This window comes from Methylobacterium litchii, from assembly GCF_038442315.1.
In the GTDB taxonomy this organism is placed as follows: Bacteria; Pseudomonadota; Alphaproteobacteria; order Rhizobiales; family Beijerinckiaceae; genus Methylobacterium; species Methylobacterium litchii.
This window is the reverse complement of the sequence record NZ_JBBXMY010000001.1, coordinates 738548-754638: the sequence shown is the minus strand read 5'-3', so window position 1 is coordinate 754638 and position 16091 is coordinate 738548. Positions and strand designations below refer to the sequence as shown.

The window sequence follows — 16091 nt, the reverse complement described above, 5'->3', positions numbered from 1 at the left end:
CTCCGTTCTGTGATTTCTGCGGGGAAGGAAGCGGCCGGTCAGGCCGTCTTGCGCATGCGGATGAGGGAGAAGTGGCCGAGCGGCGGCAGTTCCCGTCGCTCCACGATCTCGATGCCGGGCGCGGCGGCGGCCCAGGTCGTGTAGCGCGCCCACGGAAACTCCGTGCGCCAGCCCAGCCGGCTGGTGATGGGGGCCAGCGCGTGCTCGATGGCCTTGCGCAGGCCGGTTTCGGCGCCGATCCGGCTGGTGATGATGATCTCGCCGCCGGGCCGGAGCACACGGGCGAACTCATCGAGGGCGGCTTCCGGATTCGGCACCGCCGTCACGACGTACTGCGCCACCACCACGTCGAAGGATTCGTCGGGCAGTTCGAGGCGTTCGGCATCCATCACCGCCAGACGCTCGACGTTGCGCAGGCCGAGACGCTTCACCCGCGCCTCCGCCTTCTCCAGCATGGGCGCCGAGATATCGATGCCGAAGACGCTGCGCGACTTGGCATAGGCCGGCAGCGACAGGCCGGTGCCGACGCCCACTTCGAGCACCCGCCCGCCGACGCGCTCCGCCGCCGAGGCGGCGAGGCTGCGGCCCCGGGCGAAGACGGGCCCGAAGACGAGATCGTAGACGGGCGCCCAGCGCCCGTAGGCCCGCGCAACCCCGTCACGGTTCAGGGCAGCGCCGAGCGCGCCCGGCCGGGAGGAATCCCGGCTGTCCAATCCGATGGCCAAGTGTCGAAACCTTCCCTCAGGCGGTGGCGTCAGGCAGGGAGCCCGCCCGCCTCGATGCGAAGCCGACAGCAGATGTATGGTTGATTTTTGAATGTTCTGTGACACCGTGCACGATACGCGCACTATTGGATCGCGCGTTGCAAGTTTTAACTAGCCGGCTTACCGCTTGAATACGCGGGCGATACGCACATAAGTCGGCAAATAACGCGCGCCGTCGCCGTGCCGTGCGCTACAGCGACAGCACGTCCACGGCGGAACCGAGCCGCGCTGTCGCGATCTCGGCGACGTGGCGGTGGTGGGTGAACAGGATCGGCTGCACCGTGCCGCCGATTTCGGCCAGGGTTTCGAGCCCGTGGGCGGTGCGGGCATCGTCGAAGGTCGAGAACAGGTCGTCGCCGACGAAGGGCGCGGGCTCGGCGCGGCCGGCGTAATCCTCCAGATGGGCGAGGCGCAGGGCGAGGTAGAGCTGGTCGCGGGTGCCCTCGCTCATGGCCTCGATGCCGACGAGTTCGCCCCCCGCCGCACGCCGCCCCACGAGGCGGGGCGTGTCGTCCTCGTCGTAGCTCTGGGCGAGACCGTCGAAGCCGCCGCCGGTCAATCGCCGGAACAGGATCCCGGCCCGTGTGATCATGGGATCCTGTTGTCCTGCGCGGTGCTTGGCGACGGCCGCGCCGAGCATCATCCCGGCCAGCCGCAGCACCGCCCAGGAACGGGCCGCCTCCTGCATCTGCGCCTCGGCGCCCTTGCGCGCGGCGAGCGCCAGTTCGGCGCCCGTGCCGCCTTCGAGTTCGGCGCGGCGGGCCAGCTCGCGCTCGCGGTCTGAATAGACGACCCGGCTACGGTCCTCGACCGCCTCGGCCTCGGCGACCAACGCCGCCAGACCGGCCTCGATCGCCTCGGGCGGGGTCTCGGCGAGGCCCGCGCGCAGATCCGCCTCCGACAGCCCGTCACCGGCGGTGGCGAGGTCGCGCCCGCGCAATCGGGCGAGGTCCCCGCGCAGCCGCTCGCGGGCGTCGAGCCGGGCATGCAGGGCGGCGAGGTCGTCCAGGGAGGGCGCCGCCTCGTCCGGCAGCCGCTCGGAGGCGAGGGCGACGAGCCGGCCCCGCGCCACCTCGCCCTCGCTCGCGGCCTCGGCGGCGGCGCGCCCGGCGGCGTCCTGCAACCGCGTCAGCTCCGTCCGGCGGACGGCCTCGGCCTGGGCCGCTTCGAGGCGGGTGTGCAGCGTGCGGATGCCGGCGCCCGGCGACATGTCGGCGAGGTCGGGCGCGAGGTCGCCCACCAGGGACGCGGCGGCGGATTGGAACAGGTCCCGGTCGCGGACCAGACCCCTCACCCGGCGGGCGAGATCCGAATGCTGCGCCAGGGCCTGGGGCACGTCGCGCCACGCGGCCAAGGCACCCTCGGCCTCCTCCAGGCCGGCGCTCACGGGCAGCGCGAGCGCCGTGACCGCGCCGGCCCAGGTGTCGCGCCAGAGGGCGCGGCGGGCGGCCGTCTCGGCCAGGATCGCCTCCTGCCGCTCGGCTGCCTGTCGGGCGGCACCGAGCCGGCCGGTCGCCTCCCGCCCGGCCTCCCACTTCGTGGCGAGGGCGCGCAGGTGCCCCTCCAGCCCGTCGAGCAGGGCGGTGAGGTCGAGCCCCGGCAGCACCTCCATCCCGGCGCGGGTGCAGAGGGCCGCCAGGGGCTCCCGGGCCGCCGCGATTTCGGCGGCGTAGCGGTCGCGGCTGATGCGCTCGTCGGCGAGGTCCTGCTCGGCCCCGATCACCGCCTGCGCCTCGGCGAGCCAGCGGGCCATCTCGACGGGCGGGCCGGGGCGGATGCCGGCACCCCGCCAGGCCTCCTGCCACGCGGCCTCGCCCTCGGCGACATCGGCCTCGCAGGCCGTGAGCGCAGCTTCCTCCTCGGCCACCTCGGCGAGGCAGGCCGCGAGGCGGTGCTGGTCGGCGGCATGGGCCGCGACCCGCGCCGCATCCTCTGCGCGGGCGTCGGCGAGACGGTCGGCAGCCTCCACCGCCCGCTCGAAGGCGGCGACGGCCTCGGGAGCGGCGCCGGTTCCGGCGATCAGGGCATCGCGCAGGGGGGCGAAGGCGCCGGAGCGGGCCTCGCGCAGGGCGGCCAATCGCTCCTGCGTCGCCACCGGCCCGGCGGCCTCGCGCTCGTCCAGTCGCACGCGGATCTCCACGACCCGGCGGCGGGCGGCGGCGAGGCGGTCGGCGACCCGCCCGCGCTCCCGCGCCGCCTCGTCCAGAAGGGTCTGGAACCGCCCGATGGCCTCCGCCGAGGGGAGCGGGGTCCGCGCCAGGGCGGCGGGGTCGGCGATGGACGGCGAGAGGCGTCCCGCCCGGTCGCGCAGGAAGTCGGCGGCCCGGCGGATGCCGTCCTCGAATTCCCGGTGCCGGGCGATGGTCTCGCGCAGGCGCACGAAGGGGCGCAGCATCTCGCGCAAGGGAGCGGGATCGAGGACGGAGCCGGCTGCCTCGCCCTCGCGGATCAGGCGGTCGCGCTCGGCGCGGGCGGTCTCGGCCTCCCGCGCCGCCTGGGCCTCGGCGGCATCGAGCGCCCGGCCCTCGCGCAAAAGGCGCTCGATCCCGGCGCGGACGGCGTCGGTGGGGAGGGCGTCGGCCAGGGCCTCGCGGCTGCGCAAGCCCAGCCGGGCGCAGAGCCGGTCGAGGGCCTGTTCGGCCCGCTCGGCCTCGCCGCGCAGGCGAGTGAGATCGGTCCCGTCCTTCTCGAAGCGGTCGATGCCCCGGAACGCCTCCAGGATCTCCTCCGCGCGCAGCGCGAGGGGCGCCGCCGGGGGCAGCGCCTCGACCTCGGCCCGCGCCCTGGCGAGGGCGGCGGCGGCGCGGGCGGCCTCGACCTCGGCGGCGCGGCATTCGGCCAGCGCCTGCCCGAGCCGCGCGATCCAGGCGCCGTCCGCCTCGACGGCGAGAGGATCCTCCGCGAGGCGGGCTTCCAGGGCGTCGATCTCGGCCAGAACCGGCCCCGCCCGCTTCAGGCGTTCGAGCCGCGCCCGCGCGGCGGCGAGGCGCCCGCGCTCGGTGCGCAGCGCGTCGAGGTCCGCGCCCGCCGTGTCGATGGTCTCGTTGAGCTGCCGCCACTCGGCGGGGGAGAGGCCGGTCTCGCGCTCGGCCTTGCGCGAATCCTGCCACCGGTCGAGGGCTTGGTAGAAGGTGCGGTGCCCCGCCTTGCGCGGGGTGAAGATCGCCTCGGCCTCGCCGTCGAGCCGGGCCTGCAACTCGGTGAGGCCGCGCAGGCCGGAGCCCGCCGCGAACAGGCTTGCGCCGACCTCGCCCTCCACGGCGACCATCTCCTTGCCGCCCTTTCGCAGGGCTTCGGCATCGAGGCCGAAGGCGCGGCAGAAGACCGGGCGCGACAGCCCGCCGAGGAACGGCGCCAGGGCATCGTCAGGCAGGGCCGCGTCCGCTCCATCGACGAGGGTGCGGGCATTGCCCTTGCGGCGGCGGAAGGCGAGGCGCCGCCCGTCGGCCGAGGCGATCTCGGCGCCGATGCGCAGCGACGGCATGTCGTGCAGGAAGGCGTAATCGGTGCTCTTGCCGAAACCGAACAGCAGGTCGGTGACGGCAGCGAGCGCGGTGCTCTTGCCGGCCTCGTTGGCGCCGAGCACCACGTGCAGCCGGGCATCCGGCCGGAAGGTCAGGGTGCGGTCGGTGAAGGCGCCGAAGCGCTCCAGGGTGAGGTTGAGGAGGCGCATCAGCAGCTCCGCCCGGAGAGGCGCCCAAGGACGAGGGCCTGCGCCTCGGCGCAGAGCGCGTCGAACTCGGCCTCGATGGCGGCCTCGTCCGCGACACCGGCGGGCATCTTGCGGACGATCTCGGCCAGCGCCGCCTGGGCGCGCTCGCGGAACTCCGGATCGCGGTCGATGTCGGCCATCAGGGCGCTGGGGTCGATGCCCGCCGCGAGGGCGGGGATCTCGGCTTGGGGCCGGCGCGTCTCGACCTTCAGCCGTTCCAGCCAGATCTCCTCGTGCACCCGGTGCGCGGCGGCCTGCACCTCGGCGGCGAGGTCGTCCCGGTCGGCGCAGAGCCGGTCATGGGCGGCGCTCTCGCCGGTCAGGTGGACGCGCACGAGGATCAGGCGCGAGGCCGCGACCGGGGCGAGCGGGCGCAGGGCCGCCTCCACCCGCTCATGGGCCACCGAGGGCTCGGACACGCCGGAGAGATCGACGGCGAGGCGTTCGAACCGCGCCCGGTCGAAGACCAGCCGCTCGACCTCGCGCACCCGCCCATCCTCCACCGTGACGAGCACCGCGCCGCGCGGGCCGCATTCGCGCACGCTCCGACCCTGGAGGTTGCCGGGGAAGACGATCCACGGGTCTTGGGAGAGCTCCTGATACTCGTGGATGTGGCCGAGCGCCCAGTATTCGTAGCCGCGCAGCGCCAGATCCTGCACCGAGCACGGGGCGTAGGTGGCGTGTTCGGCATAGCCCGCGCAGGAGGTGTGCAGTACGCCGAGGTTGAACCATCCCGGCACGGCGGCCGGATAGCCGAGCGCGATGTTCTCCTCCACCGCCCGGTTCGGGAAACTGCGCCCGTGCAGGGCGACCTTCCAGGCGTCGAGCCGATGCGTCGTCGCCCGGTTGGAGGGGAAGACGTGGACGGAGGGCGGCAGGGTGATCGAGCGGGTGATGACGCTCTCGGCATCGTGGTTGCCGCGTACCATCACGACGGGGATGCCGGCCCGGTCGAGGCGCCCGACCTGCCGGGCGAAGAACAGGCCGATGGAGGCATCCGCCCAATCACCGTCGTAGATGTCCCCCGCCACCACGACGAAGGCCACCTTCCGCTCGATGGCGGCGGTGACGAGATCCTCGAACGCCCCCCGCCCCGCCGCCGCGAGGCGCCGGGCAAGGTCGGCATCGCGCCCGGCGAGCCCGGTGAGCGGGCTGCCGAGATGAAGGTCGGCGGCGTGGACGAACTGGAAACGCGACATCCGGGTCCTGGGCGACGGCCGGTGTTCTTAGGACGTTCCGGTGCGGCGGCTCAAGGGAGCGGGCGGGGGCGTCCACCGTCGCGTTAATTTTTTCGCACCCGGATTCCTGCCGCTGAAACTTTCCGGCCCCCGGCCTCCGTAGGAACTAGCGACGCCCCGATGGGCGCTGATCAAGGGAGCTAACATGTCCAAGTCGATCCGTCGCCTCGCCCTCGCGCTGGGCCTCGCTGCCGCCGCCGTCGCGAGCCCGGCCCTCGCCAAGAACCCGATGGTCGGCGGCGCGCCGATGTACGCCAACAAGACCATCGTCGAGAACGCGGTGAACTCGAAGGACCACACCACCCTGGTCGCGGCCGTGAAGGCGGCAGGCCTCGTGGACACCCTGTCCGGCCCCGGTCCGTTCACCGTCTTCGCGCCGACCAACGCCGCCTTCGCCAAGCTGCCGCCGGGCACCGTCGAGACCCTGGTCCAGCCGCAGAACAAGGCGCAGCTGACCGGCATCCTGACCTACCACGTCGTTCCGGGCGTCTACACCGCCAAGGAGCTGATGGCGGCGGTGCGCCAGGGCGGTGGCCAGGCCGAGCTGAAGACCGTGCAGGGCGAGCCCCTGACCGTGACGACTAAGGGCAAGGCCGTGATGCTCACCGACACCAAGGGCAACATGGCCAAGGTCACGATCCCGAACGTCATGCAGTCGAACGGCGTGATCCACGTCATCAACGGCGTGATGATGCCCTGATCGGGTCTGCGGGCCCCGGCCTCGCCGGGGTCCGCCCTTCGTCAATCGCGCACGAGCTTGCCCGAGTAGATCACCGGGCCAGTCGGCGCGCCGGTGGGCGAGCCGCCCTTCGGTTCCACTGACACCGCGAGACTCCCGCCCTCGGCGCCCTGGCGCAGGGCCGCCGGCACGGGCAGACGGGCCGAGGCGTCGGTCACGAGGCCGAGCGAGCGCGGCGCGGCCCCCGCCCCCACGTACCAGAGTTCCAGGCTGCGATCCGGCGGCGTCTCCGCCGCGAGGCTACGGACCTGCACGAGGCCGCCGCCGAGATCGACGCGCACGATCAGCGCCGGAAGGGCGCCGCCCCGATCCACCACCGCGAGATACTGCGCCCCCTCGGGCGCCGGACGCGGCCCCGCGGCGATCCACAGGGCGAGACCCGCCGCGAGCGCCCCCGCCCCCATCGCCGCCACGCGCCAGCGCCGCGCCGCCCGCTCCAGGCGGATAATCTGTGCCCCGCCCGCGACCGCGCCGGGCGTCCCGCCGGTCCGCGCCGCGATGCCCGCCCAGGTGGCGGGGCTCGGCGCCACCGGAGGCGTCGCCACGGCGAGCGGCGCGAGCCGCGTCTCCCAGCCGGCCACGAGGGCACGCAGGGCCGCATCCCCGGCGAGGGCGCGGGCGAAGGCGGCGCGTTCCTCCGGCGGCAGGGTGCCGAGCACGTATTCGCCGGCCGTGCCGTCCGGATCGTCGGGCCAGGAATGCGGGGTGCTCATGCCGCCTCCAGGCAGCCGCGCAGGCTGATGAGGCCCCGGCGCAGCCACGTCTTGACCGTGTTGGCGGGGCAGCCGAACCGCGCGGCCAGTTCCTCCCGCGACCAGCCCTCGCAATAGGCGAGGACGAGGCATTCGCGCTGGGGCACCTCCACCGTGCCGAGGCAATGGGCCAGGGCATCCCGCCGGGCGAGGTCGCCCTCGCCGTCGCCGAGATCGGGCAGGCGTTCGAGCCAGCCCTCCTCGACCTGCGTCAGGCGGGCGGCCTTCTCCTGCCGCAGGCGGTCGATGGCGCCGTTCCGGGCGATGGCGACCAGCCAGACGAGCGGGGCGCCGGCTCGTGGATCATAGCTGCCGGCCCGCTGCCAGATGCGCACGAACACCTCCTGCAGCGTGTCTTCCGCCGCGCCCCGATCCCGAAGGATACGGAGCACGATCCCCAGAAGTTTCGGGGCGGTCTGATCATAAAGGGCGCGCAGGGCCGCCTGATCGCCCCCGGCGACGGCCTCGATCAGCCGCGCCAAATCGCCGTCGCGCTGGGCGCTCCCCAAGGCACTCCCCCCTGCTGCGGCCAAGCCGCTCGGGGCGGCACCATAACCGCGCTCCGGTGAGGGCGCTACGGCACCACCGGCCGGGGGATGATCTCGGCCACAGGCACCTGCGCCCCCTCCGGCGGGCCGGGGGGCGCGGGCTGGGGCGGGAAGGCGCCCTCCCAGCCGCCGCCCAAAGCCTTCGAGAGGGCGACGAAGTCCGTCGAGACGGCGGCGTTGGCCTGGGACAGGTTGGTCTCGGCCTGCAGCACCACCTGCGCGTTCTGCAGCACGGTGGTGAAGATCTCGACGCCCTGCGTGTAGCGCGCCCGCGCGAGGTCGAGGCCCCGCCGCGCGTCCACCACCTGCCGGGCGAGCCGCGCCCGGCGGCCGGCATCGCCCTGAAGGGACGCGAGCGCGTTGACGACCTCGTGCCAGCCCTGGAGCACCGCCTTCTGGTAGGCGATGGCCGCCTCCTGCTGCTGCGCCTGCCGCAGGACGAGGTTCGAGCGCAGCCGCCCGCCCTCGAACAAGGGGATCGAGAGGGACGGGCCGATGTTCATGTATTGCAGCGACGAGCCCCGGAAGATCTTGGCCGGGTCGATGGCGTTGACGCTCGGGCTCGCGGTGAGCGTCACGCGCGGGAAGAACTCGGCCTCGGCCTCGCCGATCTCGGCGATGGCGGAGTGAAGCTGCGCCTCGGCCTGACGGATGTCGGGCCGGCGGCGGATCAGCTCGGAGGGAATGCCCACCGGCACCTTCGGCGGCACGGGCGGGACGCCGCGTCCGCCGGTCAGGTCCTGCGCGAGGGCCAGCGGCGGCTCGCCCAGCAGCAGCGAGATCGCGTTGATCTGCTGGATTTCCTGCTGCTGCAATTGCGGGATCTGCGCCTGGATCGCCTCCACCTGCGAGGCGGCGCTGGCCACGTCGAGCCCGGTGACGAGGCCCTTCTGCTGGCGGATGCGCACGACATCGAGGATCTGCTGGTTCACCCGCACGTAGGATTGGTAGATCCGCACGAGGTCCTGCGTGCCGCGCAATTGGATGTAGTCGCGGGCGAGTTCGCCCTGGGCCGAGACCAGGGTGCCCCGGCGCCCTTCCGCCGACGCCTCGGCCTGGGCCTGCGCGGATTCCACCGAGCGGCGGACCCGGCCCCACAGGTCGAGTTCCCACGAGGCGTCGAAGCCGAGGGTGTAGCTCTCGAAGCCGTTGGTGAGGGGGGCGGTCGGGTCGGTGCCGCCGGTCAGGCCGCCGAGGGAGTTCGACAGCAGGCCGATCGTGCCGTTCTTGCTGAATTGCTGCCGGTAGGCCGAGCCGGTGCCGGAGAGCGTCGGCAGGGCCGCCGCCGCGCTGGTGCCGAGTTGCGCCCGGCTCTGGAGCAGGCGGGCGGTCGCCGTCTGCACGTCGAGGTTCTGGGCGGCGATGCGCGCTTCGAGCCCGTCGAGGACGGGATCGCGGAAGGCGCGCCACCATTCGACGTCCGGCGGGGCGTCGGTCGTGCCGCGCAGGAGAGGCAGCGAGGTGTGGACCGGGCGCCCCGGCGCGGGCTCCACATAAGTCGCCGAAGCCGCGACCGTGGGGACGGGGCGCACGAAATCCGGCCCCACGACGCAGCCGCCGAGGAGGTCCGAGAGGCCGAGCGCCGCCGTGCCGGCGAGGAACAGGTCGAGGAGGCGGATCGCCATGTCAGTGCCCTCCGCCGCCGCCGCCCGAGGCGGTCTTGGCCGAGATGAGGAAACAGAACGGCACCACGAGGAAGGCGATGATGGCCGTGTATTGGAAGACGTTGCCGTAGGCGAGGATCGAGGCCTGCTTCATGTACATCTGGTAGGTGTGGGCCACCGCCTCCTGATGCACCGTATCCGCCGCGCGCCCGAGGGAGCGGAGCGTGTGCTCGCTCTCCTGGATCAGTGTGTTGTAGCCCTGCCGGAGCGGCGTCATGAACGACGACAGGTGCGCCTGATCCGCCTGCCGCCGCTCGGTGACGGCGGCGGTCGAGAGCGAGATCCCCAGCGAGCCGAACACGTTGCGGAACATCGAGAACAACGCCGCCCCGTCGCTGCGGTACTTCTGCGGCAGGGTCAGGTAGGCGATGGTCGAGATCGGCACGAACAGGAACCCGAGCGCGGCGGTCTGCATGGACCGCATGATCACCAGGGTCTTGAAGTCGATGTCGGGGGCGAGCTTGCTCGAATACATGAGCGCCACGCCCATCAGCGAGAAGCCGAACATCACGATGTAGCGGGTCTGCACGACCTTCATCAGCTGGCCGACGATGGGGATCAGGACGATCACCACCATGCCGCCGGGCGAGAGGATCAGGCCCGATTGCAGGGCCGGGTAGCCGAGCACGTTCTGCGCGAATTGCGGGATGATCACGGCGCTGGCGTAGAGGGCGAAGCCCATCGCGCCGATCAGGATGCAGCCGATGGCGAAGTTCTTGTCGCGGAACACGTCGAGGTCGATGATCGGCTTCTTCGCCGTCAACAGCCAGCAGATCGCGAAGAACACCCCCAGCCCGCCGATGATCGACATGGTGACGATGAAGGGCGAGCCGAGCCAGCCGTCGTCCTCGCCCCGGTCGAACACGATCTGCAGGCAGCCGATGCCGATGACGATCAGCGACAGACCGATATAGTCTATCCCGCGCTTGCGGTTCTTCTTGGCCTGCTCGTGGGGCGGATCCTCCACGAGGATGAAGTTGAGGATCACCGCCAGCACGCCCACCGGCACGTTCACGAAGAAGATCCAGCGCCAGTCGAGGTGCTCGACGAGGTAGCCGCCCAGCGTCGGCCCGAGGACCGGCGCGACGATGGTCGCCACCGCCGTGACGCCGAAGGCCGCCCCGCGCTTGGCCGGCGGGAAGGTGTCGAGGATGATCGCCTGCTGGCTCGGTTGCAGTCCGCCGCCGAAGAAGCCCTGCATCAGCCGGAACAGGATGATCTGCCCGAGGCTCTGACTGAGGCCGCAGAGCAGGGACGAGACCGTGAACATGCCGATGCAGATCAGGAAGTAGCGCTTGCGCCCGATCGTATCGGACAGCCACCCGGCGATGGTGAGGACGATGCCGTTGGCGACGAGGTAGGCGGTGAGCGTGTAGGTCGCCTCGTCGTTCGAGGCGGCGAGCGACCCGGCGATGTAGGGCAGCGCCACGTTGACGATGGTGGTGTCGAGGATCTCCATGAACGCCGCCATGGTGACGACGACGGCGATCAGCCACGGGTTGTGGCGGGGCCTCCAGGCCTGGTCCGAGGCGCCGCTCACTTGAGCATCACCGTCGGCTCCACGCTGATGCCGAGCGGCAGTGGCTCTTCGGGCTTGAGCCCGGAATCGATCAGGATCTTTACGGGCACCCGCTGCACGATCTTGATGAAGTTGCCCGTGGCGTTCTCGGCCGGGAATGCGGAGAATTTCGAGCCGGACCCGCGCTGGATCGAGTCGACGTGGCCCTGGAGGTTCAGGTCGGGATAGGCATCGACGGTGATCGTCACCTTCTGGCCGGGGTGCATCCCGTCGAGTTCGGTCTCCTTGTAGTTCGCCGTCACCCAGACGTCCGTCGTCACCAGGGACATGACCTGCTGGCCGGAGGAGACGTAATTGCCCGCGTTGACGTTGCGGCGCGTCACCCAGCCGTCCTGCGGCGCGCGCACCACCGTCCACTCGACGTTGAGCTTGGCCTGATCGAGGCGGCCCTGCGCCTGCTCGATCTGACCCTCGATCTGCGTGACCTGCTCCTCGGACTGGCCGATGTTCTGCTTCACCGGCTCGGCCTGGATGAGGCGGGCCTGGGCCTGCTCCACCTGCGCCTTGGCCTGGGCGAGGTTCGCCGCCGTGGTGTCGACCTCCTGTTGGGTCGTGGCGAGCTTGGGCAGGCTCTTCTGCCGGTCGTAATTGGATTGCTGCAGCTGCAGGTTCGCCTTGGCCGCGTCGAGATTGGCCTTCGCCAGTTCGAGCGCCGCCGGGAAGTTCTTCTTGGCGATTTCCACGCCGAGCTTCTGGCTGGCCGCCTGAGCCTTGGTCGTATCGAGCTGGCCCTGCGCTTGTTCTTGGCTGAACACGAATTGTCGGGGATCGATACGGAACAAGGGATCGCCCTTGTGCACGAACTGGTTGTCCGTGACGTCCAGGCTGACGACCTGCCCCGAAACCTGAGGCGCGATGGTGACGATGTTGCCGTCCGTATAGGCGTCGTCGGTGGAAGCCTTGCCACGGGTGGAGAGCCAGTAATAAACGCCGCCGCCAATCAGGAGCAGCACCACCACCGCCGCGATGCCGATGACCAGCGGTCGCCGGCTCTTGCGGCGCTGCTCGCCCTCTTCCTCGTCCTTCTTGTGGTCGGACTCATCGTCCTTCTTGTCCTTGGACGCCTGCTGGCCGTCCTTCGACTGGCCGTCCTTGGCTTTGGACTCCTTGGCTTTGGACTCCTTGGACTCGGCCTCCTCGGCCGTCTCGTCCGCGTCGTCGTCATCCCGGCGCCCGCCCACGTCGAGATAATCCCGACGCCGGGAGCCCGACCGGCCACGCCCCTGGCGCGGCCCGAACGCCTCGTCGTCGCTGTCACGCATTCTGGGCTGCTCGATCCTGGCGCTGGCCGGCAGGCGTCAATTGCCGCGGCACAAGCGAACCGTTAAGTACGCTTACTAAGGGGAGTCGCGCAGAAGATGTCAATTGGAGGCGATACACCCCCAAGACGCCGCGACGGGCCGGTGCCCCGGGGTCAGAAGCGCCGGAGCGAGATCCTGGCGGTGGCCGAGCGGACCCTGCTGCGCCAGGGTTTCACCGAGACGACGATGCAGCGCGTAGCGGAGGAGGCGGGAGCCTCGAAAGAGACCCTGTACCGCCATTTCAATAGCAAGGACGACCTGCTGATCGAGGTCGTCCTCGCCCGCACGCAGGCGCTAAGGCAGGCGCTGGACGCGAATTTCGAGAGCGGCGCGCCCCTGGCGACGGTGCTGCGCGAGATCGGCCGCAACCTCCTCGAAGCGATGGGAAACGGCGAGGTGATCCCGCTTCTGCGCATCGTCGTGACGGAGACGGTGCGCAATCCGGCGTTGGGGCTGGCCCTGTTCACGGCGGGGCCGGAACGGACGACCCGGCGGCTCGCGGCCTATCTCGAGGCGGCGAAAGGCCGCGGGGATTTCCACGGATTAGATGCCGAGCTGGCGGCCTCGCTCTACATCGGTGCCGTTCTGGGCAACGCCTCGCTCCTCAACCTGCTGCGCCCGCCCGAGCGCCCGATGGAGGCCGCCGAGATCGACAGGCGGGTCGATGAGGCGGTCGCCCTGTTCCTGGGCCGCTACTCTCATCCCGCCGAGGGCGGGGCCGGAAGGTAGCCCTTCCCCGTGAGCCATTCCGACAGGCCGCGCTCCACCGCCTCGGGCCATGACGGGCGGGGCTCCGGCTGGTCGGCGATCCACGCCTTCAGCGCCGCCGCCACGGGCTCGGGAAGGTCTGCGCCGAGCTCGCGCGCATTCCCGCCTGCCTTGAGCAGGGCTTCGGCTGCAATTTGCGCGATACTTGCTGCGATCTTCTCCATCGGGGCGAACCGTAACAACAATTCCTCAGCATTTCATCACCGCTGATCCTCCAAAATCGAGGTGAAAAGGCTGAATCGCCGGTGACGCGACAGAATGCCTCCACCGATGGGAGAAAATGCGCCGGCTGACAGGCGCGGCCCGTTGCCCGGCTTGAAACCTCCCTCCGTTCCGGCGACACCCGTGTCTGGACACGATCCAAACAAGCGACGGGGCGGGAGACGATGGGCGGCACTGAGCCCGGCACCGAGGCGGAAGCCTGCGAGCGCGTGCGCGCGGCGTCCGCCCGGTCGGAGCGCCTGCGGATCGTCGGCGGCGGCACCAAGGCGGGGCTCGGCCGCCCGCCGCAGGACGAGGCCAGCCTCTCGGCGCGGGGCCTGACCGGCATCACCCTCTACGAGCCGGCCGAAATGGTGATCGGCGCCCGCGCGGGTACGCCGCTCGCGGAGGTCGAAGCGCTGCTCGCCACGAAGGGGCAGATGCTGCCCTTCGAGCCGGTGGATTACCGGGGCGTGTTCGGCACGGACGGCGAGCCGACCATCGGCGCCGTGGCGGCCATCAACAATTCCGGCCCCCGGCGCATCAATGCCGGCGCCGCCCGCGACAGCCTGATCGGCGTGCGCTTCGTCAACGGACGGGGCGAGGCGATCAAGTCGGGCGGGCGGGTGATGAAGAACGTCACCGGCCTCGACCTCGTGAAGCTGATGGCCGGCGCCCACGGGACGTTGGGCTTCCTCACCGAGGTGACGTTCAAGGTGCTGCCGGCCAACGAGCGGGTCTCGACGCTGGTCTTCTCCGGCCTCGACGACGCCAGGGCCATCGAACTGCTGGCGGCGGCGCTGGGCTCGCCCTTCGAGCCGACCGGCGCGGCCCATCTCCCCGCCGGGCGCGGCTCGGGGGAGGCGCGCACCCTCATCCGCATCGAGGGCTTCTCGGATTCCATCACCTACCGGCTCGGGGAGTTGCGCCGCCTGCTGAAGCGGTTCGGCGCCCCCGAGACCCTGGACGGCGAGGCCAGCGCCGCCCTCTGGCGGGGCGTGCGCGACGCCGCCCCCCTGGTGGAGCCGCGCGGGGACGCCCTGTGGCGGATCTCGACGGCCCCGTCGAAGGGCCCGGCGCTCACGGCCGCCATCGCGGCCCGGCGCGAGGCGCGCTGGTTCTACGATTGGGGCGGCGGCCTCGTCTGGCTCGCCACCCCGGCGGAGGGCGATGCCGGCGCGGAGGCGATCCGCGCCGCCGTGCGGGCGCAGGGGGGCCACGCGACCCTGGTCCGCGCGCCCGACGCCGTGCGCGCCGCCGTGCCGGTCTTCGAGCCGCTGCCGGAGCCGCTGATGCGCGTCACCGCCGGCATCAAGGCCGCCCACGACGCGGCGGGAATCTTCAACCCCGGCCGGATGTACGCGGGCGTCTGACGCCGTCCGCTCCGGGGATCAGAACGCTCAGGATCCGACAGTGCAGACCAACTTCTCCCTCGCCCAGCTCGCCGATCCCGCCATGGCGGCGTCCGAGAAGATCCTGCGGACCTGCGTACATTGCGGCTTTTGCACCGCGACCTGCCCGACCTACCTGCTGCTCGGGGACGAGCTCGATTCCCCGCGCGGGCGCATCTACCTGATCAAGGACATGCTGGAGGGCGGCAAGCCGGCGAGCGCCGAGGTGGTCCGCCATGTCGACCGCTGCCTCTCCTGCCTGTCCTGCATGACGACCTGCCCCTCGGGCGTGCATTACATGCACCTCGTCGACCATGCCCGCGCGCATATCGAGACGACCTATCCCCGCCCGGCGGGCGACCGGTTCCTGCGGGCGCTGCTCGCGCAGGTCCTGCCCTATCCCGGCCGGTTCCGCCTCGCGCTGCGCGCGGCGAAGCTCGGCCAGCCGTTCAAGGGGCTCGTCGCCCGCGTGCCGCAGGTCGGCCGCCGGCTCGCGGCGATGCTCGACCTCGCCCCGGCCTCGATGCCCGGCCGCAACCCCACGAACCGGGCCGGCACCTTCCCGCCGAAGGGCGCCGCGACCAAGCGCGTCGCGCTGCTGCGGGGCTGCGCCCAGAGCGTCCTGCGGCCCGACTTCAACGAGGCCGCGATCCGCCTGCTCAACCGCCACGGGGTCGAGGTGGTCCACGCGCAGGAGGGCTGCTGCGGGGCGCTGACCCACCACATGGGCAAGGAGCACTCGTCCCACGCCCTGGCCAAACAGGCGATCGACGCCTGGGACGCCGAGATCGCCAAGGGGCTCAATGCGATCCTCGTCACCGCCTCCGGCTGCGGCACGACGATCAAGGATTACGGCTTCATGTTCCGCGAGGACCCGGCCTACGCGGAGAAGGCGGCGCGGGTGTCGGCGCTGGCCAAAGACGTGACCGAGTTCATGGCCACCCTGCCGCTGGCGGAGCCGGTGGTGGAGAGCGACCTCGTCGTCGCCTACCACTCGGCCTGCTCGATGCAGCACGGCCAGGGCATCCGCACCGAGCCGAAGGCGCTCCTCACCCAGGCCGGCTTCACGGTGAAGGAGGTGCCCGAGGGCCATATCTGCTGCGGCTCGGCCGGCACCTACAACATCCTCCAGCCGGAGATCGCGGAGAAGCTGCGGGAGCGGAAGGTCGCCAACATCGAACGGATCCGCCCCGACGTGATCGCCACCGGCAATATCGGATGCGCCACGCAGATCGGGAAGGGAACGGCCATCCCGATCGTTCACACCGTGGAACTGCTCGATTGGGCGACCGGCGGTCCGAAGCCCGCCGCGCTCCAGGCCATTCGCCCGCATCTCGCGGCAGCGGAATGACAATTGCGTGACGAGTTCGCGCGGCTGGCCCTTGCCAAACCGCTGCCACGGTTTGTAATGGTAAGGACCCCTTTCCGGTCCCG

At 71.5% G+C, this 16091-nt stretch carries 13 protein-coding genes; 4 read left to right on the top strand and 9 right to left on the bottom strand.

Annotated elements, in window-relative coordinates:
* Window positions 1–38: 38 nt before the first annotated feature.
* From AAHF99_RS03860 to AAHF99_RS03850, 3 genes are all read right to left on the bottom strand, one after another.
* Complete coding sequence (locus tag AAHF99_RS03860; RefSeq protein ID WP_412759824.1) at window positions 39–725, bottom strand: class I SAM-dependent methyltransferase; 687 nt, start codon at window positions 723–725, stop codon at window positions 39–41.
* Between the two features lie 229 nt (window positions 726–954).
* A complete protein-coding gene (locus AAHF99_RS03855; RefSeq protein ID WP_342162735.1) occupies window positions 955–4437 on the bottom strand; it encodes an AAA family ATPase in 3483 nt (1160 codons plus the stop codon).
* Window positions 4437–5675, bottom strand: coding sequence for a metallophosphoesterase family protein (locus AAHF99_RS03850; RefSeq protein WP_342162734.1), 1239 nt, complete (start codon window positions 5673–5675; stop codon window positions 4437–4439). The genes AAHF99_RS03855 and AAHF99_RS03850 overlap by 1 nt, the downstream gene beginning before the upstream one ends.
* A 184-nt stretch (window positions 5676–5859) precedes the next feature.
* Between AAHF99_RS03850 and AAHF99_RS03845 the strand changes: the two genes are divergently transcribed.
* Window positions 5860–6414 carry a fasciclin domain-containing protein gene (locus AAHF99_RS03845; protein ID WP_342162733.1) on the top strand — a complete coding sequence of 185 codons (555 nt, stop codon included), beginning with the start codon at window positions 5860–5862 and terminating at the stop codon, window positions 6412–6414.
* 41 nt (window positions 6415–6455) lie between these two features.
* Here AAHF99_RS03845 and AAHF99_RS03840 read toward each other — a convergent pair whose 3' ends face one another.
* From AAHF99_RS03840 to AAHF99_RS03820, 5 genes are all read right to left on the bottom strand, one after another.
* Window positions 6456–7166 carry an anti-sigma factor gene (locus AAHF99_RS03840; RefSeq protein ID WP_342162732.1) on the bottom strand — a complete coding sequence of 237 codons (711 nt, stop codon included), beginning with the start codon at window positions 7164–7166 and terminating at the stop codon, window positions 6456–6458.
* Complete coding sequence (locus AAHF99_RS03835; protein WP_342162731.1) at window positions 7163–7714, bottom strand: sigma-70 family RNA polymerase sigma factor; 552 nt, start codon at window positions 7712–7714, stop codon at window positions 7163–7165. The genes AAHF99_RS03840 and AAHF99_RS03835 overlap by 4 nt, the downstream gene beginning before the upstream one ends.
* Before the next feature lie 65 nt (window positions 7715–7779).
* The gene (locus AAHF99_RS03830) at window positions 7780–9378 is read right to left on the bottom strand and encodes an efflux transporter outer membrane subunit (RefSeq protein ID WP_342162730.1); all 1599 of its coding nucleotides are present in this window, start codon (window positions 9376–9378) and stop codon (window positions 7780–7782) included.
* A 1-nt stretch (window position 9379) separates the two neighbouring features.
* Entirely contained in the window at window positions 9380–10957 is a 1578-nt protein-coding gene (locus AAHF99_RS03825) for a DHA2 family efflux MFS transporter permease subunit (protein ID WP_342162729.1), read from the bottom strand.
* Window positions 10954–12258: an HlyD family secretion protein gene (locus AAHF99_RS03820; RefSeq protein WP_342162728.1), complete on the bottom strand. Its 1305-nt coding sequence runs from the start codon at window positions 12256–12258 to the stop codon at window positions 10954–10956. Before AAHF99_RS03820 ends, AAHF99_RS03825 begins: the two co-directional genes overlap by 4 nt.
* Before the next feature lie 141 nt (window positions 12259–12399).
* On the opposite strand from AAHF99_RS03820, the gene AAHF99_RS03815 reads away from it, so the two are divergent.
* The gene (locus AAHF99_RS03815; protein WP_342162727.1) at window positions 12400–13026 is read left to right on the top strand and encodes a TetR/AcrR family transcriptional regulator; all 627 of its coding nucleotides are present in this window, start codon (window positions 12400–12402) and stop codon (window positions 13024–13026) included.
* On the opposite strand, the gene AAHF99_RS03810 is transcribed toward AAHF99_RS03815, so the two are convergent.
* Complete coding sequence (locus AAHF99_RS03810) at window positions 12996–13229, bottom strand: hypothetical protein (RefSeq protein WP_342162726.1); 234 nt, start codon at window positions 13227–13229, stop codon at window positions 12996–12998. The genes AAHF99_RS03815 and AAHF99_RS03810 overlap by 31 nt on opposite strands.
* Window positions 13230–13451: 222 nt before the next feature.
* Here AAHF99_RS03810 and glcE point away from each other — a divergent pair, with 222 nt between their 5' ends.
* Together glcE and glcF are read left to right on the top strand one after the other, a co-directional pair.
* Window positions 13452–14639, top strand: coding sequence for a glycolate oxidase subunit GlcE (glcE, locus tag AAHF99_RS03805; protein WP_342162725.1), 1188 nt, complete (start codon window positions 13452–13454; stop codon window positions 14637–14639).
* A 40-nt stretch (window positions 14640–14679) separates the two neighbouring features.
* On the top strand, window positions 14680–16008 hold the full coding sequence (gene glcF, locus AAHF99_RS03800; RefSeq protein WP_342162724.1) for a glycolate oxidase subunit GlcF: 1329 nt from the start codon (window positions 14680–14682) through the stop codon (window positions 16006–16008).
* Window positions 16009–16091: the final 83 nt, after the last annotated feature.

Bases quoted from the DNA above. Each gene is read 5' to 3' on its own strand.
- AAHF99_RS03855 (WP_342162735.1), bottom strand. From the start codon at position 4,437: ATGCGCCTCCTCAACCTCACCCTGGAGCGCTTCGGCGCCTTCACCGAC.
- AAHF99_RS03850 (WP_342162734.1), bottom strand. From the start codon at position 5,675: ATGTCGCGTTTCCAGTTCGTCCACGCCGCCGACCTTCATCTCGGCAGC.
- AAHF99_RS03845 (WP_342162733.1), top strand. From the start codon at position 5,860: ATGTCCAAGTCGATCCGTCGCCTCGCCCTCGCGCTGGGCCTCGCTGCC.
- AAHF99_RS03840 (WP_342162732.1), bottom strand. From the start codon at position 7,166: ATGAGCACCCCGCATTCCTGGCCCGACGATCCGGACGGCACGGCCGGC.
- AAHF99_RS03830 (WP_342162730.1), bottom strand. From the start codon at position 9,378: ATGGCGATCCGCCTCCTCGACCTGTTCCTCGCCGGCACGGCGGCGCTC.
- AAHF99_RS03820 (WP_342162728.1), bottom strand. From the start codon at position 12,258: ATGCGTGACAGCGACGACGAGGCGTTCGGGCCGCGCCAGGGGCGTGGC.
- AAHF99_RS03810 (WP_342162726.1), bottom strand. From the start codon at position 13,229: ATGGAGAAGATCGCAGCAAGTATCGCGCAAATTGCAGCCGAAGCCCTG.
- glcE (WP_342162725.1), top strand. From the start codon at position 13,452: ATGGGCGGCACTGAGCCCGGCACCGAGGCGGAAGCCTGCGAGCGCGTG.